At 68.5% G+C, this 22,456-nt stretch carries 25 protein-coding genes, 1 pseudogene and 2 riboswitches; of the genes and pseudogenes, 9 read left to right on the top strand and 17 right to left on the bottom strand.

What is annotated here, in order from left to right; genetic code table 11:
- Window positions 1–148: 148 nt before the first annotated feature.
- From AB0O76_RS38990 to AB0O76_RS38970, 5 genes and pseudogenes are all read right to left on the bottom strand, one after another.
- Window positions 149–514 carry an energy-coupling factor ABC transporter substrate-binding protein gene (locus AB0O76_RS38990; RefSeq protein WP_365501588.1) on the bottom strand — a complete coding sequence of 122 codons (366 nt, stop codon included), beginning with the start codon at window positions 512–514 and terminating at the stop codon, window positions 149–151.
- Window positions 514–1,206, bottom strand: a complete 693-nt coding sequence (locus tag AB0O76_RS38985) for an energy-coupling factor ABC transporter permease (RefSeq protein WP_365501586.1) — start codon at window positions 1,204–1,206, stop codon at window positions 514–516. The genes AB0O76_RS38990 and AB0O76_RS38985 overlap by 1 nt, the downstream gene beginning before the upstream one ends.
- Window positions 1,207–1,234: 28 nt before the next feature.
- Window positions 1,235–1,424: riboswitch (cobalamin riboswitch) on the bottom strand.
- Window positions 1,425–1,511: 87 nt separating this feature from the next.
- The gene (gene metE, locus AB0O76_RS38980) at window positions 1,512–3,833 is read right to left on the bottom strand and encodes a 5-methyltetrahydropteroyltriglutamate--homocysteine S-methyltransferase (RefSeq protein WP_365501584.1); all 2,322 of its coding nucleotides are present in this window, start codon (window positions 3,831–3,833) and stop codon (window positions 1,512–1,514) included.
- A gap of 192 nt (window positions 3,834–4,025) precedes the next feature.
- Window positions 4,026–4,256, bottom strand: a riboswitch (cobalamin riboswitch).
- A gap of 137 nt (window positions 4,257–4,393) precedes the next feature.
- Window positions 4,394–4,486, bottom strand: a pseudogene (locus AB0O76_RS38975) (oxidoreductase); the annotation flags it as partial.
- A 97-nt stretch (window positions 4,487–4,583) separates the two neighbouring features.
- Window positions 4,584–4,769 carry a hypothetical protein gene (locus tag AB0O76_RS38970; protein ID WP_365501582.1) on the bottom strand — a complete coding sequence of 62 codons (186 nt, stop codon included), beginning with the start codon at window positions 4,767–4,769 and terminating at the stop codon, window positions 4,584–4,586.
- A gap of 92 nt (window positions 4,770–4,861) precedes the next feature.
- Here AB0O76_RS38970 and AB0O76_RS38965 point away from each other — a divergent pair, with 92 nt between their 5' ends.
- Together AB0O76_RS38965 and AB0O76_RS38960 are read left to right on the top strand one after the other, a co-directional pair.
- On the top strand, window positions 4,862–5,170 hold the full coding sequence (locus AB0O76_RS38965) for a hypothetical protein (RefSeq protein WP_365501580.1): 309 nt from the start codon (window positions 4,862–4,864) through the stop codon (window positions 5,168–5,170).
- Window positions 5,112–5,759 (top strand): dihydrofolate reductase family protein, encoded by a 648-nt coding sequence (locus AB0O76_RS38960; RefSeq protein WP_365501578.1) that lies wholly within the window; start codon window positions 5,112–5,114, stop codon window positions 5,757–5,759. Before AB0O76_RS38965 ends, AB0O76_RS38960 begins: the two co-directional genes overlap by 59 nt.
- Before the next feature lie 22 nt (window positions 5,760–5,781).
- On the opposite strand, the gene AB0O76_RS38955 is transcribed toward AB0O76_RS38960, so the two are convergent.
- From AB0O76_RS38955 to AB0O76_RS38940, 4 genes are all read right to left on the bottom strand, one after another.
- On the bottom strand, window positions 5,782–6,714 hold the full coding sequence (locus AB0O76_RS38955; protein ID WP_365501576.1) for an amino acid ABC transporter permease: 933 nt from the start codon (window positions 6,712–6,714) through the stop codon (window positions 5,782–5,784).
- A complete protein-coding gene (locus tag AB0O76_RS38950; protein ID WP_365501574.1) occupies window positions 6,711–7,376 on the bottom strand; it encodes an amino acid ABC transporter permease in 666 nt (221 codons plus the stop codon). Before AB0O76_RS38950 ends, AB0O76_RS38955 begins: the two co-directional genes overlap by 4 nt.
- An 87-nt stretch (window positions 7,377–7,463) precedes the next feature.
- A complete protein-coding gene (locus AB0O76_RS38945) occupies window positions 7,464–8,303 on the bottom strand; it encodes a glutamate ABC transporter substrate-binding protein (RefSeq protein WP_365501572.1) in 840 nt (279 codons plus the stop codon).
- A gap of 40 nt (window positions 8,304–8,343) precedes the next feature.
- Entirely contained in the window at window positions 8,344–9,123 is a 780-nt protein-coding gene (locus AB0O76_RS38940) for an amino acid ABC transporter ATP-binding protein (protein WP_365501570.1), read from the bottom strand.
- 414 nt (window positions 9,124–9,537) lie between these two features.
- Here AB0O76_RS38940 and AB0O76_RS38935 point away from each other — a divergent pair, with 414 nt between their 5' ends.
- On the top strand, window positions 9,538–9,843 hold the full coding sequence (locus AB0O76_RS38935) for a hypothetical protein (protein WP_365501596.1): 306 nt from the start codon (window positions 9,538–9,540) through the stop codon (window positions 9,841–9,843).
- Window positions 9,844–10,015: 172 nt separating this feature from the next.
- Here the strand turns inward: AB0O76_RS38935 and AB0O76_RS38930 are convergent, their stop codons facing one another.
- From AB0O76_RS38930 to AB0O76_RS38910, 5 genes are all read right to left on the bottom strand, one after another.
- Window positions 10,016–10,336: a hypothetical protein gene (locus AB0O76_RS38930; RefSeq protein WP_365501568.1), complete on the bottom strand. Its 321-nt coding sequence runs from the start codon at window positions 10,334–10,336 to the stop codon at window positions 10,016–10,018.
- Between the two features lie 61 nt (window positions 10,337–10,397).
- The gene (locus AB0O76_RS38925; protein WP_365501566.1) at window positions 10,398–10,718 is read right to left on the bottom strand and encodes a hypothetical protein; all 321 of its coding nucleotides are present in this window, start codon (window positions 10,716–10,718) and stop codon (window positions 10,398–10,400) included.
- A gap of 62 nt (window positions 10,719–10,780) precedes the next feature.
- The gene (locus tag AB0O76_RS38920; RefSeq protein WP_365501564.1) at window positions 10,781–11,284 is read right to left on the bottom strand and encodes a hypothetical protein; all 504 of its coding nucleotides are present in this window, start codon (window positions 11,282–11,284) and stop codon (window positions 10,781–10,783) included.
- Window positions 11,285–11,426: 142 nt separating this feature from the next.
- Window positions 11,427–11,570 carry a hypothetical protein gene (locus AB0O76_RS38915; RefSeq protein WP_365501562.1) on the bottom strand — a complete coding sequence of 48 codons (144 nt, stop codon included), beginning with the start codon at window positions 11,568–11,570 and terminating at the stop codon, window positions 11,427–11,429.
- A 327-nt stretch (window positions 11,571–11,897) separates the two neighbouring features.
- Window positions 11,898–12,293, bottom strand: coding sequence for a hypothetical protein (locus AB0O76_RS38910; protein ID WP_365501561.1), 396 nt, complete (start codon window positions 12,291–12,293; stop codon window positions 11,898–11,900).
- A gap of 485 nt (window positions 12,294–12,778) precedes the next feature.
- Here AB0O76_RS38910 and AB0O76_RS38905 point away from each other — a divergent pair, with 485 nt between their 5' ends.
- Together AB0O76_RS38905 and AB0O76_RS38900 are read left to right on the top strand one after the other, a co-directional pair.
- Window positions 12,779–13,291 carry a tyrosinase cofactor gene (locus tag AB0O76_RS38905; protein WP_365501559.1) on the top strand — a complete coding sequence of 171 codons (513 nt, stop codon included), beginning with the start codon at window positions 12,779–12,781 and terminating at the stop codon, window positions 13,289–13,291.
- Complete coding sequence (locus tag AB0O76_RS38900; protein ID WP_365501557.1) at window positions 13,275–14,141, top strand: tyrosinase family protein; 867 nt, start codon at window positions 13,275–13,277, stop codon at window positions 14,139–14,141. Before AB0O76_RS38905 ends, AB0O76_RS38900 begins: the two co-directional genes overlap by 17 nt.
- 72 nt (window positions 14,142–14,213) lie before the next feature.
- On the opposite strand, the gene AB0O76_RS38895 is transcribed toward AB0O76_RS38900, so the two are convergent.
- The 3 genes from AB0O76_RS38895 to AB0O76_RS38885 all read right to left on the bottom strand — a co-directional run bounded on the left by AB0O76_RS38895 (window position 14,214) and on the right by AB0O76_RS38885 (window position 20,082).
- On the bottom strand, window positions 14,214–15,575 hold the full coding sequence (locus tag AB0O76_RS38895; RefSeq protein ID WP_365501556.1) for a class I SAM-dependent RNA methyltransferase: 1,362 nt from the start codon (window positions 15,573–15,575) through the stop codon (window positions 14,214–14,216).
- A gap of 150 nt (window positions 15,576–15,725) precedes the next feature.
- Window positions 15,726–17,774, bottom strand: a complete 2,049-nt coding sequence (locus tag AB0O76_RS38890; protein ID WP_365501554.1) for an APC family permease — start codon at window positions 17,772–17,774, stop codon at window positions 15,726–15,728.
- Window positions 17,775–17,835: 61 nt separating this feature from the next.
- Complete coding sequence (locus AB0O76_RS38885) at window positions 17,836–20,082, bottom strand: MMPL family transporter (protein ID WP_365501552.1); 2,247 nt, start codon at window positions 20,080–20,082, stop codon at window positions 17,836–17,838.
- 209 nt (window positions 20,083–20,291) lie between these two features.
- On the opposite strand from AB0O76_RS38885, the gene AB0O76_RS38880 reads away from it, so the two are divergent.
- The 4 genes from AB0O76_RS38880 (at window position 20,292) to AB0O76_RS38865 (ending at window position 22,350) form a co-directional block, all read left to right on the top strand.
- Window positions 20,292–20,612, top strand: a complete 321-nt coding sequence (locus AB0O76_RS38880) for a winged helix-turn-helix domain-containing protein (protein ID WP_365501550.1) — start codon at window positions 20,292–20,294, stop codon at window positions 20,610–20,612.
- Window positions 20,612–20,851, top strand: a complete 240-nt coding sequence (locus AB0O76_RS38875) for a hypothetical protein (protein ID WP_365501548.1) — start codon at window positions 20,612–20,614, stop codon at window positions 20,849–20,851. Before AB0O76_RS38880 ends, AB0O76_RS38875 begins: the two co-directional genes overlap by 1 nt.
- 156 nt (window positions 20,852–21,007) lie before the next feature.
- Entirely contained in the window at window positions 21,008–21,673 is a 666-nt protein-coding gene (locus tag AB0O76_RS38870) for a TrkA family potassium uptake protein (protein ID WP_266871370.1), read from the top strand.
- Complete coding sequence (locus AB0O76_RS38865) at window positions 21,673–22,350, top strand: TrkA family potassium uptake protein (protein WP_365501546.1); 678 nt, start codon at window positions 21,673–21,675, stop codon at window positions 22,348–22,350. The genes AB0O76_RS38870 and AB0O76_RS38865 overlap by 1 nt, the downstream gene beginning before the upstream one ends.
- The last annotated feature ends 106 nt before the right edge of the window (window positions 22,351–22,456 follow it).

The following is a 22,456-nucleotide window of genomic DNA, read 5'->3' as shown; positions in this document are numbered from 1 at the left end:
GCCCCCCCCGCCCCCGGGGCCCCCCCCCCCGGGCGGGCCGCCCCCCCGGCGGGGGGGCCCGCCCCCCCCCCCCCCGCCGTGGCCCCGGGGGGGGCGGGCGCCCCCAGCGCGTGGGGCCCCCCCCCGCGTCGATGGGCAGCACGCGGGCTCAGACCTGCTCGGTCCGGGGCCGACTGCCCTCCGCGCCGTCCGCGCCTGCGGCCTCCGCCAGCGCGCGTTCGGCGCCCTGGCGGCGGCCCTTGCGCAGCCCGAAGTAGTAGGCGAGGACGCCCGCGCCGAGCGCCGCCTGCAGGGAGAAGAGCGCCGACTCGATCTCCCCGGAGGGGGGTTCGTACAGCGGCGAGAACCACGGCTCGTAGTCGGGGTGGTCCTCGGCGATCGCCGTCTCGGCCTGGCCGTCGGCGCCGGTGAACGGCTCCTCCTTGTCGTCGCCGAGGCCGAGGGCCAGGGGCAGCACCGCGAGTGCGGCGACGATGACCAGGAGCAGGGCGTTGATCTTCGCGTTGCGGCTCATCAGGCACTGGCCTCCGTCTCGGACTTCTTACCCTGAAGCAGCACGCCGAGCCGGGTGAGCTCGCCCTTGCTCGACTGCACGAGGAGCCGCATCACCAGAACGGTGAGCAGTCCCTCGCTGACCGCCAGGGGGATCTGCGTGACGGCGAAGATGCCGCCGAACTTGCCCAGGGCGCCGATGAATCCGCTGGAGGGGTCGGGGAACGCGAGGGCCAGCTGGACGCTGGTGACGCAGTACGTGGAGAGGTCGGCGACGAACGCCCCGAAGAACACGGCCACCATGAGCGGTACGTCGTATCGCTTCAGGAGCCGGTAGACGGCGTACCCGGCCCATGGCCCGATGATCGCCATGGAGAACACATTGGCGCCCAGGGTGGTGAGACCGCCGTGGGCGAGCAGCAGGGCTTGGAAGAGCAGGGTGATGGTGCCGAGCACCGTCATGATCGGCGGCCGGAACAGGATCGCGCCGAGCCCGGTCCCCGTCGGATGCGAGCAACTGCCCGTCACGGAAGGGATTTTCAGGGCGGACAGGACAAAGGTGAAGGCTCCGGACGCGCCGAGGAGCAGGGTGCTCTCGGGGTGCTCCTTGACTTCACGGGTGAGGGAGCGGACTCCGTGGACGACGAACGGCGCGGACGCGACACTCCAGGCGATCGCGTGCGCCGGGGGGAGGAAACCCTCGGCTATGTGCATGGCTGAACGGACCTCTCCAGCACCTCGTGGATGGACAACGCGCCTTGGCCGGTCTCCTGGCTGACGGGTCGTACCGCCCGGACTCCGCCTTCCCGGATACGTGAGTACCCAGTGGCTGCCCCACAGGAGGGCTGGAGCCGGACTTTCCCGATCACAGTGGCGAGGGCCGCACCGGCATCACACCGGATTTCCCGAGCACCAAAGGCCTGGTGACCTTAGTTGCGCGACGGGAGGCCTGACAACTCGCACGGCGGGCGCGGTGGTGGCACACGCGAGCGCACACCACCACCACGTACGCCCCCTGGTCAGAGGGTGGAGCGGAGATCGCGCGCCGCGGCGACCAGGTTCTCGAGGGCGGCGCGGACCTCGGTCCAGCCCCGGGTCTTCAGACCGCAGTCCGGGTTGACCCAGAGCCGCTCCGGCGCGATCGCCTCAAGTCCCTTGCGCAGCAAGGCGATCACCTCATCGGCGTCGGGCACGCGCGGGGAGTGGATGTCGTACACGCCGGGCCCGACCTCGCGGGGGTAGCCGGACGCGGCGAGTTCGTCGGCGACCTGCATGTGCGAGCGTGCGGCCTCCAGGCTGATGACATCGGCGTCGAGGTCGTCGATGGCCTGGAGGATGTCGCCGAACTCGGCGTAGCACATGTGGGTGTGGATCTGGCTGTCCGGCCGTACGCCGCTCGTGCTGAGCCGGAAGGACTCGGTGGCCCAGGCGAGATACCCGCCGTGGTCCGCGGCGCGCAGCGGCAGCGTCTCGCGCAGCGCGGGCTCGTCAACCTGGATCACCGAACTCCCGGCCTCCTCCAGATCGTTAACCTCGTCGCGCAGGGCGAGAGCGACCTGGCGTGCGGTGTCGGCGAGGGGCTGGTCGTCGCGGACGAAGGACCAGGCGAGCATGGTGACCGGACCGGTGAGCATGCCCTTGACCGGCTTCTGCGTGAGCGATTGGGCGTACGCGGTCCAGCGCACCGTCATCGGCTCGGGACGGGAGATGTCGCCGGCCAGGATCGGCGGACGGACGTAACGCGTCCCGTAGGACTGGACCCAACCATGCTGCGTGGCCAGATATCCGGTAAGCCGTTCTGCGAAGTATTGCACCATGTCGTTGCGTTCGGGCTCGCCGTGCACCAGGACGTCGATGCCGGTCTTCTCCTGGAAGGCGATGACCTCGCGGATCTCGGCCTCGATGCGCTCCTCGTACGCGGCCGTGCCGATGCGTCCGGCGCGCAAGTCGGCGCGGGCGGTGCGCAGTTCGCCGGTCTGCGGGAAGGAGCCGATGGACGTCGTCGGAAGCAGCGGCAGGCGCAGCCGTTCGCGCTGGGCGGCGGCCCGCTCGGCGTATGTCTGGGAACGGCGGGTGTCCGCGTCGGTGACGGCCGCGGCGCGGGCCCGCACCTCCGGATCGCGGGTGAGCGAGGAACTGGCGCGCGACGCCAAGTCAGCGCGATTGGCGGCGAGTTGAGCGGCAATAGCACCGGTGCCTTCACCCAGACCACGGGCGAGGGTGGCGATCTCACCGGTCTTCTGCCGGGCGAAGGCAAGCCAGCGGGCGATCTGCGGATCGAGGCCCTTCTCTGCGTCGGCGTCCAGCGGGACGTGCAGCAGGGAGCAGGAAGCGGCCACATCCACCCGGTCGGCGAGGCCGAGCAGCGTACCCAGCAGGGCCAGGGACTTCCCCAGGTCATTGATCCACACATTGCGGCCGTCGACGACACCGGCGACAAGACGCTTGCCGGGCAGGCCGCCGACGGCGGCGAGGTCGTCGAGATTGGCGACGGCGGGCCCGGTGAAGTCGATGGCGAGACCGTCGACGGGCGCCTTCGCCAGGACGGGCAGGGCGTCGCCGAGCCGGTCGAAATAGGAGGCGACGAGGAGTCGGGGCCGGTCGGTGAGCGCGCCGAGATCGCGGTAGGCGCGGGCGGTGGCGTTCAGTTCGGCAGGGGTGCGGTCCTGCACCAGGGCGGGCTCGTCCAGCTGGACCCACTCGGCGCCCGCGGCGCGCAGATCGGCGAGGACCTCGGCGTACACCGGAAGCAGCCGGTCGAGGAGCGTCAGCGGCTCGAAGTCCGGGGCAACGCCGGGTGCGGGCTTGGCGAGCAGCAGATAGGTGACGGGACCGACGAGGACGGGCCGCCCGGTGTGCCCGAGAGCGAGAGCCTCGCCCAGCTCGGCAACCTGCTTGCCGGAGTCCGCACTGAACACGGTGTCAGGCCCCAACTCCGGCACCAGATAGTGATAGTTGGTGTCGAACCACTTGGTCATCTCAAGGGGCGCCACGTCCTGCGTGCCCCGCGCCATGGCGAAGTAACCGTCCAGCTGGTCGGCTTCGACGGCGGCACGGTGACGGTCCGGGATGGCGCCCACCATGACGCTGGTGTCCAGGACATGGTCGTAGTACGAGAAGTCCCCGGTCGGCACCTCGTGAATGCCGGCGTCGACGAGCTGCCGCCAGTTGTCGCGACGCAACTCGGAAGCGGTCCGGCGCAGTTCGTCCGCGCCGACACGCCCCTTCCAGTACCCCTCGATGGCCTTCTTCAGTTCCCGGTCGGCGCCTTGCCGGGGATAGCCGTACACGGTGGCCTCGGCGGTGCGGGCCGCGGCTGTGGCGGTGGATGTGGCGGTCACGGAACTCTCCTTCGCGAGTACTCGTCCTGGTTCCCGGGACGGGACGAGGACGCGAAGGGACGGCAAGAAAGGCGAGCCCCGTGGGGTAGCCCCTGAGTGCGCCCGGGATGCCCCTGAGCGGGGATGCCCCTGGCCGGGGATGCTCGCTTCCGCCGCCGACCCGCCCTCGAGGTCACCGAGATGCCGTGCGCTCCTTCGCGCACGGGCAGTGGCAGGTCTTCGGACTCACGGGCCCGCCGAGCCCTCTCGAAGGAGGACGAGGCACCTACTGGCCGTCGCTTCCCGGATCCGCAGGCGAATCCAGTGCGTATGACGGCGGTCGTTCCCGCTCACCGCTGCGGGGCAGTCCCGGATTCCCACCGGGTTCCCTCTTACGACGCGCCTGCCTGGCGGACAGGGCGAACCAGCTGCGTGGGGAAGCCTATACGTACGAGAGGAGTCCTCTCATGACGGATGGCATGGGCGAGCGCCTCTCGTACGCGACGCAGGGCTGCCCCTGGCCAGCCGGTGAGGCCGCCGTCCACAAGGATCTGCGCCCCGGTGATGTACGTGGCGTCCGGCCGTCCTCCCAGTTCCCGGGCCATGGCCTTGGTCATGCCGACGAGGGCCGACTTGCTCAGCGAGTAGAGGGAGAAGCCGGGGACGGGGACCTGACTGGCGGAACTGCTGCTGCGGCCCTTGTCTCGCGCTCGAAGCGCCAGCTGTCGGCGAGCGCGCCGACGTCCACCGTGTCGTATCCCAGCTTGTTCATCAGTGCGGTGTCCTCGGCCCGCGCCCCGGCGTCGTCGCCGGCGATCGGCAGGCCCTGACCAACTTGGCGCCAGGCAGACCCTGTTGGGCGAACTGACCGATGGTCAGCGTCTCCTCGTCCAGCTCCTCGATCCGTCCGTCGCGGGAGGGGTAGTAGTTCGCGGCGTCCAGGACGCCTTTGCCCACCAGCGCGCACCCAGCTCGCCGACGAGACCGGCCAGGGTCTGCGGGCCGCGCGAGTTCGCGACGACCACGTCCATGCCCGCGGCCAGGGCTGGGTGGTACCCGAAGCCGGGCCCCGGGTCTTCCTCGCGCCAGGAGACATCGCGCTGGTGCGCGGCCGGGCTCCGTACGCCCTGGCCGACTCCCCGGACACCGCGCCGCAGATCCTGCGCCGTCCCCGGGGTCGATCCATGGCCAGAACGCTCCAGTACCTTTGCGTACGTCTACGGTGGCCGGGATGTCCCGGCTGCATGACCGAGCTGATGCGACGAAACTGGACCAGCAGAGGGAAGGAAGTCTCCAGCCATGTCACTCGCCCGCGTCCACAACTTCTCCATCTCGCTCGACGGCTTCGGCACCGGTGAGGGTCAGAGCCACGACGCGCCGTTCGGCCACGCCGGCGAAAGGCTGCACGAGTGGATGTTCACCACCCGGTTCTGGCACAGGATGACCGACCGGCCCGGCGGGACCGCCGGCCTCGACGACGCTTTCGCCCAGCAGTTCGCACCCGGGATCGGCGCCGAGATCATGGGCGCCGGGAAGTTCGGCCCGCCCGGCTGGCACAAGGACCCGGACTGGAAGGGGTGGTGGGGGCCCAACCCGCCGTTCCACACACCGACCTTCATCCTCACCCATCACCCCCGCCCGCCGATCGAGATGGAGGGCGGCACGACGTTCCACTTCCTCGACACTTCGCCCGCCACGGCGCTCGAGACGGCCCGCGAGGCAGCGGACGGCCAGGACGTACGCATCGGCGGCGGGCCCACCGTGATCCGCGACTTCCTTGCCGCCGGGCTCGTCGACCACATGCACATCGTGGTGGTCCCGATCCTGCTCGGCCGAGGCGTCCGCCTCTGGGACGGACTGACGGGCACCGAGCAGAACTACGAGGTCGAGGCCGCCTCCTCGCCCAGCGGAGTAACGCATGTGACGTTCACCCGCGTGGGGCTCTGAACCACCGGGAACGCTCCCCATGTCATTTGCTGGAGTTGCCGCCCCCGCCACCGAGATCGTCACGGCTCACGTGCTCGCCCGGTGTCGCCAGGGTCTCGACCGCGTCCACGCCGACCACCGCGCCGGTGGACTTCTTGCCGCGCCTCAGCCTGCCTTCCAGCCAGCCCGCGAAGGACGTGAGCGCGAAGTTCAGCAGGACGAAGATCACCGAGACCACGGTGAAGCTGGCGATGGTGTTCGCACCGTAGTTCGCGCTCATCGGGCGGACCGACGCAAGGAGTTCGGAGAAACCGAGCAGCGCGCCGCCCAGCGCGGTGTCCTTCACGATGACCACCAGCTGGCTGACGATCGCCGGGAGCATCGCGGTGACCGACTGCGGAAGGAGCACATGGCGCATGACCTGGTTCTTGCGCATGCCAATCGCCTTGGCCGCGTCGGTCTGGCCCCGGGGCAGGGACAGGATTCCGGCTCGTACGATCTCCGCGAGTACGGAGGCGTTGTAGAGGACGAGACCGGTGACCACGGCGTAGAGCGGCCGGGTGCCGGGGCTGATGTCGGTGTACTCGGAGTACGCCGCGTTCGCGAAGAGCATCAGGATCAGCACCGGGATGGCGCGGAAGAACTCCACGACGGTGCCGGCCGCACCCCGCACCCACCCGTGGTCGGAGAGCCGGGCGATGCCGAACAGCGCCCCGAGCGGCAGCGCGATGACCATGGACAGCGAAGCGGCGATGAGCGTGTTCTTGAGCCCCGGCAGGAGATACGTCTCCCAGGCGCGGGAGTCCGTGAAGAAGGGCCGCCATTTGACCCACTCGAGTTGGTTCTTGTCGGCGAGGCTCTGCACCACCCACCAGATCAGGGCGGCGAGCGCGACCAGGAAGACCACCGTGAGCAGCACATTGCGCCGCTTGGCCCGCGGCCCCGGGACGTCGTACAGAACGGACTGCGCCCTCATCGCCTCACCGACACCTTCTTGCTCACCCAGCCGAGGAGCAGCCCGGTCGGGAGGGTGAGACAGATGAATCCGAACGCGAAAATGGCGGAGATGAGGATGAGTTGAGCCTCGTTCTCGATCATCTTCCGCATCAGCGCCGCGGCCTCGGCGACGCCGATCGCGGCGGCCACGGTGGTGTTCTTGGTCAGGGCGATCAGCACGTTCGCCAGCGGGCCCACCACGGAACGGAAGGCCTGGGGAAGGACGATGAGCCGCAGCACCTGGGGGAAGTTCAGGCCGATGGCACGCGCCGCCTCCGTCTGGCCGACGGGCACCGTGTTGATGCCGGACCGCAGCGCCTCACAGACGAACGACGAGGTGTAGGCGATCAGACCGAGCACGGCAAGACGGAAGTTGATCGTCGTGAAGTCGTCGGCGCCGAGCGTGACACCGAGCGTCTGGAACAGGCCCAGCGAGGTGAAGACGATGACCACGGTGAGCGGGATGTTCCGGACCACGTTGACGTAGGCGGTGCCGAAGCCACGCATCAGGGGCACGGGGCTGACGCGCATGGCGGCAAGCACAGTTCCCCAGATCAGGGAGCCGACGGCGGAGTAGAGGGTGAGCTGCACCGTCACCCAGAAGGCAGCCAGCAGGTCGTAACCCTCGAGAAAGTCGAACACAGTCTCCCGGCCTTCCGCGTGAGCTTCCGCGTGAGGGAAGGGGCGGTGCGCGCCGCTACGAGAGCGGCGCGCCGTGAGTCACCCGCTTCAGCTGACGATGACGCCGATCTTCGGTGCGCGCTCGTTCTTGTAGCCGGCCGGGCCGAAGTTCTTCTTGATGGCAGCGTCCCAGGAGCCGTCCTTGACCATCTTCTCCAGGGCGGTGTTGATCTGCGCCTTGAGATCGCTGCCCTTCTCGACGCCGATGCCGTAGTTCTCGTTGCTCAGCTTGAATCCGCCGAGCTTGAACTTGCCCTTGAATTCGGGCTGCGCGGCATAACCGGCGAGGATCGAGTCATCGGTGGTCAGGGCGTCGATGACCTTGTTCTCCAGGCCGGTCAGGCACTCCGAGTATCCGCCGTACTCCTGCAGCTGAGCCTTCGGCGCGATCTTGTCCTTGACGTTCTGTGCCGAGGTGGAGCCGGTGACCGAGCAGAGCTTCTTGTTGTTGAGGTCCGCGGGCTTCTTGATCGAGTCGTCGTCCGCCCGGACCAGGACGTCCTGGTGTGCCAGGAGATAGGGACCGGCGAAGTCGACCTTCTTCTCGCGCTCGGGGTTGATCGAGTACGAGGCGGCGATGAAGTCGACATCTCCGCGCTGGAGCAGCGTCTCGCGGTCGGCACTCTTGGCTTCCTTCCACTCGATGTCGCCGGAGTCATGTCCGAGCTCCTTGGCGACGTACGTGGCGACGTCGACGTCGAAGCCCGTGTACTTGCCGTCCGGCGTCTTCAGGCCGATGCCGGGCTGGTCGAACTTGATGCCGATGGTGATCTTCTTGTCGCCCGAACTTGTGCCGCCGCTGTCGTCGTCATCCGAGCCGCAGCCGGCGGCGGTCAGGGACAGCACGAGCGCGGCGGCGGCCGCGACAGTGACCTTGCGAAGCTTCATGGTGCTCATTCCTCATGCTCAAGGGCCCCCCGGATCAGGATCAGTGGTGCAGGATCTTCGAAAGGAAGTCCTTGGCCCGCTCGCTGCTCGGATTGCTGAAGAACTGCGCGGGCGTCGTCTCTTCCACGATGCGGCCATCCGCCATGAACACCACACGGTTGGCGGCCGAACGGGCGAACCCCATCTCGTGGGTGACGACGACCATGGTCATTCCGTCGTGGGCGAGCTGCTGCATCACCTCGAGCACCTCGTTGATCATCTCGGGGTCGAGTGCGGAGGTCGGCTCGTCGAAGAGCATGATCTTCGGGTCCATGGCCAGCGCTCTGGCGATCGCGACACGCTGCTGCTGGCCACCGGAGAGCTGCGCGGGGTACTTCTCCGCCTGGGAGCCGACACCCACCCGGTCGAGCAGCTGACGTGCCCTGTCCTCGGCGGCCTTCTTGTCCTTCTTACGCACCTTGACCTGGCCGAGCGTCACGTTGTTGAGCACGGTCTTGTGCGCGAAGAGGTTGAAGGACTGGAAGACCATGCCCACATCGGCCCGCAGCGCGGCCAGCTCGCGGCCTTCGGCGGGCAGGGGCTTTCCGTCGATGACGATCTCACCCGAATCGATCGTCTCCAGGCGGTTGATGGCACGGCACAGCGTGGATTTCCCGCCCCCGGACGGCCCGATGACGACGACAACCTCGCCACGGGCAATGGTCAGGTCGATGTTCTGGAGGACATGAAGCGCGCCGAAATGCTTGTTGACGTCGCTCAGCACAACCAGATCGCCTGTGGCCGGGGTGGGAATTTCATGGGTCACGGCAACTCCGCTCATCGGCTTTCATAGTCCGTCTTCCAAAAGGAAGCCGCACGCCGAGAGCGGCACAAGGTAGAAAATGCAGGTCAGGCACCCTTTGGCAGAAGCCCCGGCTCTCCGACCACGACGGAGTTACGGCACGAGGGCGTCGAGATCGACGGGGCTCCGGCTGCTTGCCGCAGGGCAAAGGTCAGGTTCACATCACGGAACCCAGCCGGAATAGCAGCAGGGCGCGCGCAGCCACCGCCTGGATCCCGCGCCGCCGGACTCGACGTACCGGACCGAGGACGCCGACGGTCCGTGAGTGACGCCGAATCGCTCAGGCAGTTCCTTCGTATGAGTTCCTGGAACTTGGCGGCCCCAGAGTTTCCCGAGAGGCGCCCTCTCGTTGATCCGGGAGAACGAGGACCGGATTTCCTGGAAAGGAACACGATGAAGAACCTTAAGACCGCTGCCGTTGTCGCCGGCTCCCTTGCCATTGCCGGCGCTGCGGTTCCCGCCTCCGCGGTGGACCTGTCGGGGCACGGCCTCCTCGACAACGGTAAGACGGTCGCCCGTAGCCTCCCCGACGCCGCCAAGCTGCCGACCGGCTACGTGGGCAACAACGTGGAGCGTACGGCGGATAAGGTGAAGACCGTCGCGAACGAGTCGGGGGTGGTCAAGACCCCAGTCTTCGGTGGCACCCTGCCGAACCCCATCGACGGAAAGCTGCTCGGGGGACTTCCGCTCGACAAGTGAGTTCACCGCTCACCTGCTCAATGCTCGGGGCCGGCTCCGTATTCTTCGGAGCCGGCCCTTCGGCATATATGGCTGGTCGGCGTATATGGCTCGTCATTGCCGGGACGGGTTCGCGAAACGCCGATGGCGGCCCACCGGGATTCCGGGGACCGCCATCGGGGTGAGGCACTGTTCAGAACAGCAGGCCGCCCGCGTACGGGGCTTGCTGCTGCTGGTTGACCGTCGCCGTGTTGCAGGCGGCGTAGTGCGAGTTCGGCGCGGCGACGCCACCGAGGACAGCTCCGTTGGACCACGGGGCGATGCAGCGGCCGTCGACGAGAGCACCGTTGACGACGGCAATACCCTGCTGCGGCTCGTTCACGACGACCGGGGACGTCGAGAAGCCGCTGCCGCCCCGGACGGTGGTGGTGTTGTCGTCGGCCGCGGCGGCGCCACCTGTCGCGAGGACGATGCCTGCGGCAATGGCGGAAACAGCCATAACCTTATTGCGCATGAGTTGAGCCTTTCCCGACTGTGATGGGGGTTTACCTGCTCCGCATCGCACGAAGCAGGAGTCAGAACAGCAGGCCACCCTCGTACGGGGCTTGCTGCTGCTGGTTGACCGTGTCCGTGTTGCAGGCGGCGTAGTGCGAGTTCGGCGCGACGACGCCACCGAGGACAGCTCCGTTGGACCACGGAGCCACACAGCGGAGGTCGGCCACGGTGCCGTTGACGATGACAACGCCCTGCTGCGGGGCGTTCACGACGACCGGGGACGTCGAGAAGCCACTACCGCCCTTGACGGTGGAGACGTTGTTGTCGGCCGCGGCGGTACCTCCGGTCGCCAGGACGATGCCTGCCGCGACGGCGGAAATGGCCGTAACCTTCTTACGCATGAGTTGCGCCTTTCCGGGCTGCGTTGGGGGATTCACCTGCTGCGAATTGCTCGAAGCAGGAGTCAGAACAGCAGGCCACCCTTGTACGGGGCTTGCTGCTGCTGGTTGACCGTCGCCGTGTTGCAGGCGGCGTAGTGCGAGTTCGGCGGGACGACGCCGCCGAGGACAGCTCCGTTGGACCACGGGGCGATGCAGCGGCCGTCGACGACGGTGCCGTTGACGACGAGAACGCCTTGCTGGGGCTCGTTTACGACGACCGGGGCGGACGAGAAGCCGCCACCGCCGACGACGGTCGTGGTGTCGCCACCGTTGCCGCCGCCACCGTTGCCGCCACCGTTGCCGTTTCCGCCACCGTTGCCGCCACCGTTGCCGTTGCCGTTTCCGCCACCGTTGCCCTTGCCGTTGCCGTTGCTGCCATTGGCGGGCTTGGCGGGCTTGGCGGGCTTGGAGACGCCAGTTTTACCGGTGCCGTCCTTGCCGTAGGTGTCGTCCGCGGAGGCGATGCCAGCGGCGCTGAGGACGGTGGTGAGGGCGAGGGCCGTGATGATCGCGAACTTCTTAGGCAACTCGGTTCCCTTCCTGAATTCACGTTGCACGCTTACGAAAAGGAAACCCGTATATGCATGCATAAGTCACGGCGCAAACATTCAGACGTCGGCAGGTTCCATCGGATGGCGCAACGCGGCGCACTCTGCGGCGGACCCGGCTTTACGTCACGGCGTCGGAGCCGTCCTGGATAGGCCCCTTCACCGGACTGAGCCCGCGCTGCTTCAGCAGGTTGGTATCCGCCGTACGGCGCGAGATCGCGATCGCCGAGCAGAGGAGTCCGGCGCCAAGGATGGCATCGCCCACATGCACAACCTCGCCCTCGCCGGATAGGCGAACAGCCGGTACAGCAGCCGGCGTTGCCCTCACCAGATCCAAGATCAGCAGATTCCCGATGACATGCGTCCGGCCCACCGGCGAGAAAAAGGCCGGTGGGCCGGACGAGGGTTCACGGGTGCCGATGGGCTCGGGGCCCGCCGCGTGCGGAGCTGGAACTGCGGAGCTGGAACTGCGGATCCGGATCCAGCGTCCGGCCCCGCCGACGGTCTTCCGGCCACCGAGAACCGGATCAGAGTCTTGGAATTCCGGGCCCGTCTTTCGCCGGTACGACCGACTCGTAAGGCTGCCGGGTCGTCACTTGTTGGGGAGCAGGGAGCCGAGTCCGGCCGCGGTCGGCGCCTTCAGCGGGCGGACCTGGACCGAGCCGCTGCCAGCCGGGTTCTCCACCGGAATCGTGGGCTTCTTGGCGGCGGTCGGGTCCATGCCGTCCAGGTAGATGCCGGACACCGGCTGCCCCGGCTTCTTCTTGTCGAACGCGCTGCCCTTGGCGAGCTGTCCGTTACTGGCCAGCTGCGTCACGGTATCGGCCGCCGGGACGATCGCCGGAGTCACCTCGGTCGGGGACACGAGCCCGAGCGGGCCGGCGGAACTCCCCGAGCCCTCCGCGGCGGCCGACGCCGCCGCGGCGGAACCGCCCACAAGACCCGCCCCGATCGCCAACGCCGCAGTGGTGAGAACTGCCTTCTTCATGATCTACCTCGCTTGAAAGTACCTCTGATCCGACGGTTGGAGAACATAGCAGTCCATCGGCACTCCAAAAACGGCTCGTTACTCCGTACGCGTGAAAGTCGCAAGGGTGAAGAATGCAATGCGCGGGGGAATTCGGCGTAATTAACATCTGGTCCGCGAATCAATTCATCCTATGGTGCTTCCGGTTCGACTGGTCCGCATGTATGACCGAAAATATGAAATTCAGTGGCCTCCTCGACATACTCACCGGCAGTGTCCCGTTCACGTCCCCCCGTGCGGGCCTTCTTCGACGAGTTCACCTGGGTCCTTCCGGGCCGCACATCGGCATCGTCGGCATGCTGACCCTGACCCGTTGGTGGGATTTTTGGACAAGCCGACCATTGCTGCACCCGGGGCGACACAGCCGTGGTGACGCTTCGGCGGTGACCGCTCGGCGCCCTGGAACTGCTACTCGTACGGAGAACGAACCGTACGAGGAGTGAGCGATGGCCGTCAGCGCAGGCGGGGTTTCGGTGGGTGGGGTCCAGGGCGCGGATTCCCCGGTGGGCAGCGAACCCGGGGGATGGACGCGGCGGGAGGCGGCGCGGATACTGCTCGCCCCTTCCGCCCTGGCGGTCGCCCCCCTCATCACCGGCTCCCGCGCCCCGCAGTCCGCCGACCGGCCACCGGGCCCCGGCACCGAAAGTACCTTCGACGAGACCTATCGGGGCCGCCGTATCCAGGGCATTCCGGTTTCCCACGGCGGCCTCAGCGACCTCGACAACCTCGATGTCGCCTGGCACGTCACCGTGGACGGCCAGCCGCTGCATCTGATGCGCCGGGCCGACGGCACCTGGCTGAGCATGGTCGACCACTACAGCTGCTACGGGACCCCGCTGGAGGCGACCCGCGCGGCCGTCGACGAACTCGGGCCTCGCGAGCGGCTGCGCGATCTGGCTCCCGGGCCGCTCGACGGCGGGCATCCGCACAGGGAGGCACAGCATGGTGTACGTGCGTAAGAACGTGAGCAAGCTGACGCGCACCGAGCGTCGGCGGTTCGTCGAGGCGCTCCTTGAGCTCAAACGGCGGGGCGAGTACGACGAGTTCGTACGCGTACACATCGCGCACTTCACCGGGGACGGCGACCGGGGCCTGCGCGTCGCCCACACGACGCCCTCCTTCTTTCCCTGGCACCGCAAGTTCACGCTGGACCTGGAGAACGCGCTGCGCCGCATCGACTCCTCGGTGACGGTGCCGTACTGGGACTGGACCCGGGACCGCAAGACGACCTCGCTGCCGTGGACCGACGATCTGCTCGGTGGCAATGGGCGGCCCGGCGACCGGCGGGTGATGACCGGGCCGTTCGCCTACGGGACGGGCAACTGGACCATCGGGACAGGCGTCACCGAGGCCGACTACCTCACACGGGACCTGGGCCGCTCCCGCGGTCCGATCGACCTGCCCACCAAGGCCGATCTGAATCATGCGCTGGCCGACCCCGTCTACGACGTCGCACCCTGGAACTCGACGGTCAGCCGAGGCTTCCGCAACAAGCTGGAGGGGTGGGGGCGGGGCAGCGGCCAGGACTCCTGGCGCTGCCACAACCGGGTGCACCGCTGGGTCGGGGGCGCCATGGTCGGCGGCGGGTCCGTCAACGACCCCGTCTTCTGGCTGCACCACGCCTTCGTGGACCTGCAGTGGTCCCGCTGGCAGAAACGCCATCGCAACCACCGCTACCTGCCGGCGAAGCCGCCCGGACCGGACAGCGACCAGTACCGGCGGACCGTCGCCCGGCACGAGCGGCTCCCACCGTGGGACGTGACGCCGGACGAGCTGGACGACGTGTCCAAGATCTACCGGTACGTCTGAGACGTTCCTGCCAACCTCCGCGCCCTCGCCCTGCTCGTGCGGGATGGGTTCAGCTTTGTGCCTGAAGACCCGTCAGAGGCCCTTTGCCGCAGGTTCAAGGATCGCGACGCACTCCACATGGTGGGTCATCGGGAAAAGATCAAACGCCCGCAACGTCCGCACCTTGTACCCGCCCTCCTTGAAGTACCCCAAGTCCCGCGCCAGCGCCGCCGGATCGCACGCCACGTACGCGATCCGCCGCGCGCCAAGGCCCGTCAGGTGGCGCACCGTCTGCTTGCCCGCGCCCGCGCGCGGCGGGTCCAGGACGATCAGGTCGACCTCCGTGATGCCCGTGCGCGGCAGGACCGACTCGACCTTGCCCTGTTCGATGCGGACGCGGTCGAACGCGGCCAGGTTGTGGCGGGCGTCCTCCACCGCACGCTTGCCGGACTCGATGCCGAGGACCGCGCCCTTCTCGCCGACCCGGTCCGCGATGGCGCCGGCGAACAGGCCCACGCCGCAGTAGAGGTCCAGGGCCGTGTCGCCCTTGCGGGGCGTCAAGCCCTGCATGACGGCCAGCATCAGCGTCTCGGCGGCCTTCGGGTGGACCTGCCAGAAGCCGCCGTTGCCGACGCGGTAGGTGCGGCCGTCGGCGCGCTCGCGGACGAAGGGGCGGCCGTGGACGCGGTGGACGCCGCCGTCCTGTTCGGCGATGCGGAGGACCGAGACCGGCTTGTCCAGTTCGACCAGGGGCAGGCGCGCGCCCGGCTTCGGTTCCAGGATGACCTGGCGGTCCTGGGAGCCCGTCGCCGCGATCGCTTCCACCGACGCCATGCCGGACCAGTCGTGCTTCTCGATGCCGAGCTCGGTGACCCCGGGAGCGGCGATCATGCAGTGGTCGATCGGCTCGACCTCGTGCGAGCGGTGGCGGCGCAGGCCCGCGTTGCCGTCGGGGTCGACCGCGAACTGCACTCGGGTGCGCCACTGCGGGACCTCGCCCTGCGGGAGCTTGTCGCCCTCCGCCGGCATGACCGTGCCGTCCCAGCCCGCCTCCTCCGGGGTCAGGCCCGCGAGGCGCGAAAGCTGCTCTGCGATGACTTCGCCCTTGAGGCGGCGCTGTGCGCCCGGCTTGGCGTGCTGCCAGTCGCAGCCGCCGCAGCGGCCGGGTCCTGCGTAGGGGCACGGCGCCTCGACGCGGTCCTTGGACGCTTCGAGGATCGTTACAGCGTCCGCGCGCAGGAAGCGGGAGTCCTCGCCGCCCTCCGTCACGCGTGCGACGACCTTCTCGCCGGGAAGCGTGTGGCGGACGAACAGCACCCGGCCCTCAGCCGTGCGGGCGACGCAGTGGCCGCCGTGGGCGACGGGGCCGACCTCGACCTCGTACTCCTGGCCCACCAGCGAGTCCTGCGCGTCCAGCGAGTCCCCCGCCTGCGATTTCTTCGGTTCTGCCTGCATGGCGGGGTGACTCCACAACGTAAAAGGGATCGAACGGCACCAGGAACGGCACGACGACGGCGCGACGGCCGGACAACAGCCCACCAGTCTACGTGGGTGTGGTCCGGCCGCTCGCCAACCGTCAGGAAGCAGAAAACGCAGAAAACACGGTCAGCCCTTGTTGCTCGGCTGCTTCACCCGCTTCTCGACCGGGCCGCGGCGCACCGAACCCGGCGCGTTCCACTCCGACCGCTTGCGGGCCCGCTTCTTGGCGGCCTCGGAGGAGTCCAGCTGGTACGGGACGGACGTCACCATCACGCCCGGCGTGAAGAGCAGGCGGCCCTTGAGCCTGAGCGCGCTCTGGTTGTGCAGCAGGTGCTCGTACCAGTGGCCCACCACGTACTCGGGGATGATCACGCTGACCACGTCGCGCGGGCTGTCGCGGCGCAGGTTCTTCACGTAGTCGATGATCGGCCGGGTGATCTCGCGGTAGGGCGAGTCGAGGATCTTCAGCGGCACGGTGATGCCGCGGTTCTCCCACTCGGCCTTGAGCGCCTTCGTCTCCGCCGGGTCGACGTTGATGCTGAGCGCCTCGAGGGTGTCCGAGCGCATCAGCTTGGCGTAGGCCACGGCGCGCAGCGTCGGGCGGTGGATCTTGGAGACCAGGACGATCGAGTGGACGCGCGAGGGCCGCATGCTGTCGTCGGTGGGGGTCTCCGGGGCCGCGATCTCCTCGGCCACGCGGTCGTAGTGCCGGCGGATCGCCGACATCACCGCGTAGAAGATCACCATGCCGAGCAGCGCGACCCAGGCGCCGTGCGTGAACTTGGTGACGAGTACGACGACCAGGACGAGGCCGGTGAAGAAAGCGCCGAAGGTGTTGATCGCCCGGGAGCGCACCATGTGACGCCGCTTGGCCTGGTCCTTCTCGGTGGCCAGGTGGCGGTTCCAGTGCCGGACCATGCCGATCTGGCTGAGCGTGAAGGAGACGAAGACGCCGACGATGTAGAGCTGGATCAGCTTCGTCGAGTCCGCGCCGTAGACCCAGACGAGCAGCGCCGCCGCGCCCGCGAGCAGCACGATGCCGTTGGAGAAGGCGAGGCGGTCTCCGCGGGTGTGCAGCTGACGCGGCAGATAGCGGTCCTGCGCGAGGATCGAGCCGAGCAGCGGGAAGCCGTTGTACGCCGTGTTGGCCGCGAGGAAGAGGACCAGCGCGGTGGCCGCGGCGAGCACGATGAACAGGAAGCTGCCGTTGCCGAAGACGGCCTCGGCGACCTGGGAGATCACCGGGTTCTGGACGTAGTCGCCGCCGACGGCCACGCCCTTGTCGATCAGGTCGTGCGCGGGGTTCTCGGCCATCTTGACGTCGGTCGCCATGGCGAGGCCGATGATGCCGCAGAACATGGTGACGGCGAGGCCGCCCATGAGCGCGAGCGTCGTCGCGGCGTTCTTCGACTTCGGCTTGCGGAAGGCGGGGACGCCGTTGCTGATCGCCTCGACGCCGGTGAGCGCGGCACATCCGGAGGAGAAGGCCCGCAGGAGAAGGAAGACGAGCGCGAATCCTGCGAGGCCCTCGTGCTCGGCCTTGATCTCGAAGTCCGCGGTGGGTGCCTTCATCGCGTCGCCGAGGACGAAGCCCCGGTAGGCACCCCACGCGATCATGATGAAGACGCCGGCCACGAACACATAGGTCGGGATGGCGAAGAGCTTCCCGGACTCCTTCACGCCGCGCAGGTTCATCAGCGTAAGAAGCACGATGACGATGACCGCGCAGAGCACCTTGTGCTCGACGACGAACGGGATGGCCGAGCCGAGGTTCTCGATGCCCGATGAGATCGAGACGGCCACGGTCAGGACGTAGTCGACGAGCAGCGCGCTGGCGACGGTGAGCCCGGCCTTGGGGCCGAGGTTGGTGTTGGCGACCTCGTAGTCGCCGCCACCGCTCGGGTACGCGTGCACGTTCTGCCGGTACGACGCGACGACCGTGAACATCAGCACGACGACCGCGGCCGCGATCCAGGGGCTGAAGTGGTACGCCGACGCACCCGCGATGGAGAGGACTAGCAGCACCTCTCCGGGCGCGTACGCCACGGAGGAGAGCGGGTCGGAGGCGAACACCGGTAGAGCGATGCGCTTCGGGAGGAGGGTTTCCCCCAGCCGGTCGCTGCGCAGTGCGCGCCCGATGAGGATCCGTTTGGGCACGTCGGTCAGTTTGGACACGCAGAGGATCGTAAGCGTTCGAATGGGTGCCCGCCCACCCACCACCCCCTAACTGCTCCGGTTAGCCATGCCGAGCCACCCCCTGCCCGGTGAACGGACGCTGGTCGGCGGCCATCTGCGCCCCGTGCCGCTGCGCCGCGAGGGCCTCGGCGCGGCGGATCGCGCGGGACGGCCACCAGGTGGCGTGTCCCAGGAGCAGCAGCGCCGCGGGCAGGATCATGACGCGGATCACGAACGCGTCGAGCAACACGGCGACCGCGAGGACGAAGCCCATCTGCTTCATCTCCAGGATGTGCAGCATCACGAAGCTCGCGAAGACGGTGACCATGACGATCGCGGCGCTGGTGACGACTTTGGCGGAGGACGCGATGCCGTCGAGGACCGCCTGCCGGGTCGGTACGCCGTTCAGCGCGGCCTCGCGGATCCGGCTGACGACGAACACCTGGTAGTCCATCGAGAGCCCGAAGAGGATCACGAAGAGGAAGAGCGGTACGCGTGAGGAGATGCCGCCGAGCGAGACGAAGGAGAGCAACTCCTCGGCCCAGTCGCCCTGGAAGACCAGGACCAGCAGCCCGAGCGCGGACCCGACCGAGAGCAGGTTGAGGACGGCGCCGAGCAGTCCGAGGACGACGGAGCGGAACGCGAAGACCGTCATGACGAAGGTCATCAGGAGCAGGAAGCCGAGGACGAGGGGCAGCTTCTGGTTCTGGTGCGTCACGTAGTCGGTGCCGCGCGGCACCTCGCCGGTGACGGCCGTCTCGACGCCGGGCAGCTTGTCGACGGTGGCGGGGAGATAGTCGTCGCGGATGTGGTCGAGCGAGTCCTCGGCCTTCTTCGAGTACGTCGGGTGCGGGGCGTTCAGCTCCAGGGTGGTGGTCCTGCGGTCCTCCGAGGAGCGGAGGAGCGGAGCACCGGAGGGGTGCGAGAAGAGCGGATCGGCCTGCGCCTTGCGGTCGAGCGCCGTCAGGCCATCGCGTACGTCGCCGGCCTGGGAGGCCTCGGCCCGCACCACGACCAGGTGCCGGACGCGCAGCTCGGGGAAGGCTTCGAGCAGCCTGTCGTACCCCTTCATCGCCGGGATCTCGCGCGAGAAGCTGTCCCGCGCCGGGTTCTTGAGGTTCAGGTTCAGCGCGGGCAGCGCGAGCCCCAGCATGACGAGGACCGAGAGGCACAGGGTGAGCGCGGGGTGCTTGCGGGCGGGCGTGAGCAGCGCGCTCCACAGGCGGCCGGGGTTCGTCTCGTCGCGCGTCCGGACGGACTTGCCCCGTGCGATGCGCCTGGCTGTGCGGCGCTCGGTCCGGCGGCCGAGCTTGACCAGGAGCGCGGGCAGCACCGTCACCGAGCTGACCACGGCCACGGCGACGACCAGGATGGTGCCGGTGGCGAGGGAGTCGAAGATGACGTCACCGGCCAGGAAGAGCGCGGTGGTGGAGACGATCACGGCGAGCCCGGAGACGACGATCGCGCGCCCCGCCGTCGCGGCGGCGGCCTCGACGAGGGCCTCGGAGGTGAGGCGGCCGCCCGCACGGGCCCGCTCCTCACGTTCGCGCTTGAGGTAGAAGAGCGTGTAGTCGACGCCGACGGCCATGCCGATGAGCAGGATCATGCTCATCCCGACGCCGGTGTCGGGCAGCAGGTGCGAGGCCACCATCGCCAGGCCCATCGTCGCCATGATCGAGGTGACGGCGAGCAGCAGCGGTACGCCGACCATGACGACCGAGCCGAAGACCACGGCCAGCGTGATCAGCGTGATGGGCAGCGTGATCGCCTCGGAGAACTGCAGGTCCTTGTCGCGCTGGCCGTCGACGCCCTTGCTCACCGACGCGTCGCCGGTCTCCTCGATCACCAGGTCCGGGTGGACCTTCGCGGCCTGAGCGGTCTGCTCCTGGAGCGGGGGGACCCGCTCCTGGTCGTCCTGTTCGGAGCCGTTCAGCTCCACCTGGACCCGCAGGACCCGCCCGTCGGCTGAGCGCACCGGGTCCGCCACCGATGCGACCTCCGGCAGGGCCTTCATCCGGGCGGTGATGTCCTTGACCGCGGCGTCGGCGGCCCCCTTGTCCAGCGGGCCCGACGCGGCGCGGATCAACACGTGTTCCGTGGACCGCAGTTGGACGCCGCCCTCGGTCGCAAGGGCCTCGGCCCGGCCCGCCTCGCCGACGCGGAAGTCCTCCGAGGTCGCGCTGTTCATGCCGGCGGCGATTCCGCCGCCGAGGCACAGCACGACGAACACCAGCCAGCCGATGACCGCGCGCCATGGATGCAGCGCACTCCACCGGGCCACGCGCACCGTGACCGATCGCTTCCTCATGACCATCCCCGCCCCTTCGCCATCCTTCAGTGCTTCATGTGTAAGTGGAGACTGACAGGTGACGGAATGAACCGTCAACTGTCATAAGGAGGAGGACGGGGCAGGGAAAAAATGGGGGACGGATGGGGGTTTGACAGTCGATCCCGCCATGCGTAAGTCTTGGCTGACAGGTTTCGGGACCAGTGCGAAGACCAGCGAGAAGGCGGGCCATGGACAGCGAAGAGCTGCTCGCCTTTCTCTCCGCCGTCGGCCACGCCCAGCGGATCCGGATCATCACCGAGCTCTCCGAAGGCCAGCTGTACGTCAGCGAACTGGCGCGGCGGCTCGGCGTGTCCCGTCCCCTGCTCTACATGCACCTCGAACGCCTGGAGAAGGCCGGTCTCGTCGTCGGCCACCTGGCGCTCTCCGACGACGGCAAGGCGCTCAAGTACTTCGAGCTGGCCCCGTTCGACGTGCGGTTGAACCTCCAGACGATCCTCGCGGCCGCCCGGCAGGACGAGAAGCACGAGCAATCAGCAGAGGGGTCCTGATGGACGACGTGATCATCCCGGTCGCTTTTTTCCTGATACTCGCCGGCGCGGTCGTCGCCGTCGCCTACTTCCAGACGCAGCGCAACCGCGATCGTGACCGCCAGTACGCCGAGGCGATGCAGGGGTACCGGGAGGCCGTCGAGCGTGCCAGGTCCGAGCAGGAGGCGAACCGGCTGCAGCTCGTCGAGCTCGGCCACCGCCTCGAGAAGGTGGAGAGCCTGCTGCGCAGCGTCGACTGAACACGTTCCCGAGAAAACTGAACACGTTCCCGAGCGAGCCGCCCCGTGCACGGGGGTGCCCCGCACGGACCGCGCGTGTGTAGCTTGGGCCTCGGTCTGAGACGCTTTTACCGTTCAGCCTGAGCAAAAAGTATTGACACAGCCGGAAGGACGGGCGTGCACATCGTCATCATGGGCTGCGGGAGAGTCGGATCCGCTCTCGCGCAGACCCTGGAACAACAGGGGCACACGGTCGCCGTGATCGACCAGGACCCCACCGCCTTCCGCCGCCTGGGCTCCGGCTTCGGCGGCCGTCGCGTCACCGGCATCGGCTTCGACCAGGACACCCTGCGCGAGGCCGGCATCGAGGACGCGGGCGCGTTCGCCGCCGTCAGCAGCGGTGACAACTCCAACATCATCGCCGCCCGGGTCGCCCGCGAGATGTTCGGCATCGAGAACGTGGCGGCCCGCATCTACGACCCGCGCCGCGCCGAGGTCTACCAGCGCCTCGGCATCCCCACCGTCGCCACGGTCCGCTGGACCGCCGACCAGATGCTGCGCAGGCTGCTGCCCTCCGGGGCCGAGCCGCTGTGGCGCGACCCCACCGGCGGCGTACAGCTCGCCGAGGTGCACGCGTCCGATGCCTGGATCGGGCAGAAGATCAGCCGCCTCCAGGAGGACACCGGCGTACGCGTCGCCTTCCTCACCCGGCTGGGCGAGGCGGTCCTGCCGACCTCGCAGACGGTGCTGCAAGAGGGCGACCTGGTGCACGTGATGATGCGTACGGACGAAGTGGAAAAGGTCGAAGCGGCGTTCGCCGAAGGCCCCGAGGAAGGTCACTGATGAGGGTCGCCATTGCCGGAGCGGGCGCGGTGGGCCGGTCCATCGCCGGTGAGCTCCTGGAGAACGGGCACGAGGTCCTTCTCATCGACAAGGCGCCGACCGCCATCTCGGTCGAGCGCGTCCCGCAGGCCGAGTGGCTGCTCGCCGACGCCTGCGAGATCACCTCCCTCGACGAGGCGGCGCTGCAGCGCTGCAACGTCGTCATCGCCGCGACGGGCGACGACAAGGTGAATCTGGTCGTCTCGCTGCTCGCGAAGACCGAGTACGGCGTCCCGCGGGTCGTCGCCCGCGTGAACAACCCCAAGAACGAGTGGCTCTTCAACGAGTCCTGGGGCGTCGACGTCGCGGTCTCGACCCCGCGTCTGATGTCCGCGCTCGTCGAGGAGGCCGTCAGCGTCGGCGATCTCGTCCGGCTGCTCCGCTTCAGCCACGGCGACGCGAACCTCGTCGAGCTGACACTGCCGCCCGAGTCGGCTCTCGCGGGCACGCAGGTCGGCGACGTCCAGTGGCCCGAGGACACCTCGCTGGTCACGATCATCCGCGGCACGCGTGTCCTCGCGCCGACCGCGGATGATTCCCTTGAGGCGGGGGACGAGTTGCTGTTCGTCGCGGCGCAGGCGCGGGAGGAACAGCTGGAGGATCTGCTTTCGGTGCGCCGGGAGGACGCGGCGAGCTAGACGCCGCACTCGCTGTACGTGGATGGGGGGGGGCCGGGGTGGCCCGGGGGCCCCCACCCCGTTCCGCGGAGGTACAGATAGCGCAGCGCGGGGGTGGCCCGGCGCG

It is taken from the genome of Streptomyces sp. NPDC086554 (assembly GCF_040686095.1).
In the GTDB taxonomy this organism is placed as follows: domain Bacteria; phylum Actinomycetota; class Actinomycetes; order Streptomycetales; family Streptomycetaceae; genus Streptomyces.
The sequence above is the reverse complement of the archived record's forward strand: the minus strand, read 5'-3'. Positions and strand labels throughout refer to the sequence as shown.

Excerpts from the sequence above, each read along its gene's own strand:
- AB0O76_RS38990 (WP_365501588.1), bottom strand. The coding sequence starts at position 514 with ATGAGCCGCAACGCGAAGATCAACGCCCTGCTCCTGGTCATCGTCGCC.
- AB0O76_RS38985 (WP_365501586.1), bottom strand. The coding sequence starts at position 1,206 with ATGCACATAGCCGAGGGTTTCCTCCCCCCGGCGCACGCGATCGCCTGG.
- AB0O76_RS38960 (WP_365501578.1), top strand. The coding sequence starts at position 5,112 with ATGTCACTCGCCCGCGTCCACAACTTCTCCATCTCGCTCGACGGCTTC.
- AB0O76_RS38955 (WP_365501576.1), bottom strand. The coding sequence starts at position 6,714 with ATGAGGGCGCAGTCCGTTCTGTACGACGTCCCGGGGCCGCGGGCCAAG.
- AB0O76_RS38945 (WP_365501572.1), bottom strand. The coding sequence starts at position 8,303 with ATGAAGCTTCGCAAGGTCACTGTCGCGGCCGCCGCCGCGCTCGTGCTG.
- AB0O76_RS38940 (WP_365501570.1), bottom strand. The coding sequence starts at position 9,123 with ATGAGCGGAGTTGCCGTGACCCATGAAATTCCCACCCCGGCCACAGGC.
- AB0O76_RS38935 (WP_365501596.1), top strand. The coding sequence starts at position 9,538 with ATGAAGAACCTTAAGACCGCTGCCGTTGTCGCCGGCTCCCTTGCCATT.
- AB0O76_RS38930 (WP_365501568.1), bottom strand. The coding sequence starts at position 10,336 with ATGCGCAATAAGGTTATGGCTGTTTCCGCCATTGCCGCAGGCATCGTC.
- AB0O76_RS38925 (WP_365501566.1), bottom strand. The coding sequence starts at position 10,718 with ATGCGTAAGAAGGTTACGGCCATTTCCGCCGTCGCGGCAGGCATCGTC.
- AB0O76_RS38910 (WP_365501561.1), bottom strand. The coding sequence starts at position 12,293 with ATGAAGAAGGCAGTTCTCACCACTGCGGCGTTGGCGATCGGGGCGGGT.
- AB0O76_RS38905 (WP_365501559.1), top strand. The coding sequence starts at position 12,779 with ATGGCCGTCAGCGCAGGCGGGGTTTCGGTGGGTGGGGTCCAGGGCGCG.
- AB0O76_RS38900 (WP_365501557.1), top strand. The coding sequence starts at position 13,275 with ATGGTGTACGTGCGTAAGAACGTGAGCAAGCTGACGCGCACCGAGCGT.
- AB0O76_RS38895 (WP_365501556.1), bottom strand. The coding sequence starts at position 15,575 with ATGCAGGCAGAACCGAAGAAATCGCAGGCGGGGGACTCGCTGGACGCG.
- AB0O76_RS38885 (WP_365501552.1), bottom strand. The coding sequence starts at position 20,082 with ATGAGGAAGCGATCGGTCACGGTGCGCGTGGCCCGGTGGAGTGCGCTG.
- AB0O76_RS38880 (WP_365501550.1), top strand. The coding sequence starts at position 20,292 with ATGGACAGCGAAGAGCTGCTCGCCTTTCTCTCCGCCGTCGGCCACGCC.
- AB0O76_RS38875 (WP_365501548.1), top strand. The coding sequence starts at position 20,612 with ATGGACGACGTGATCATCCCGGTCGCTTTTTTCCTGATACTCGCCGGC.
- AB0O76_RS38865 (WP_365501546.1), top strand. The coding sequence starts at position 21,673 with ATGAGGGTCGCCATTGCCGGAGCGGGCGCGGTGGGCCGGTCCATCGCC.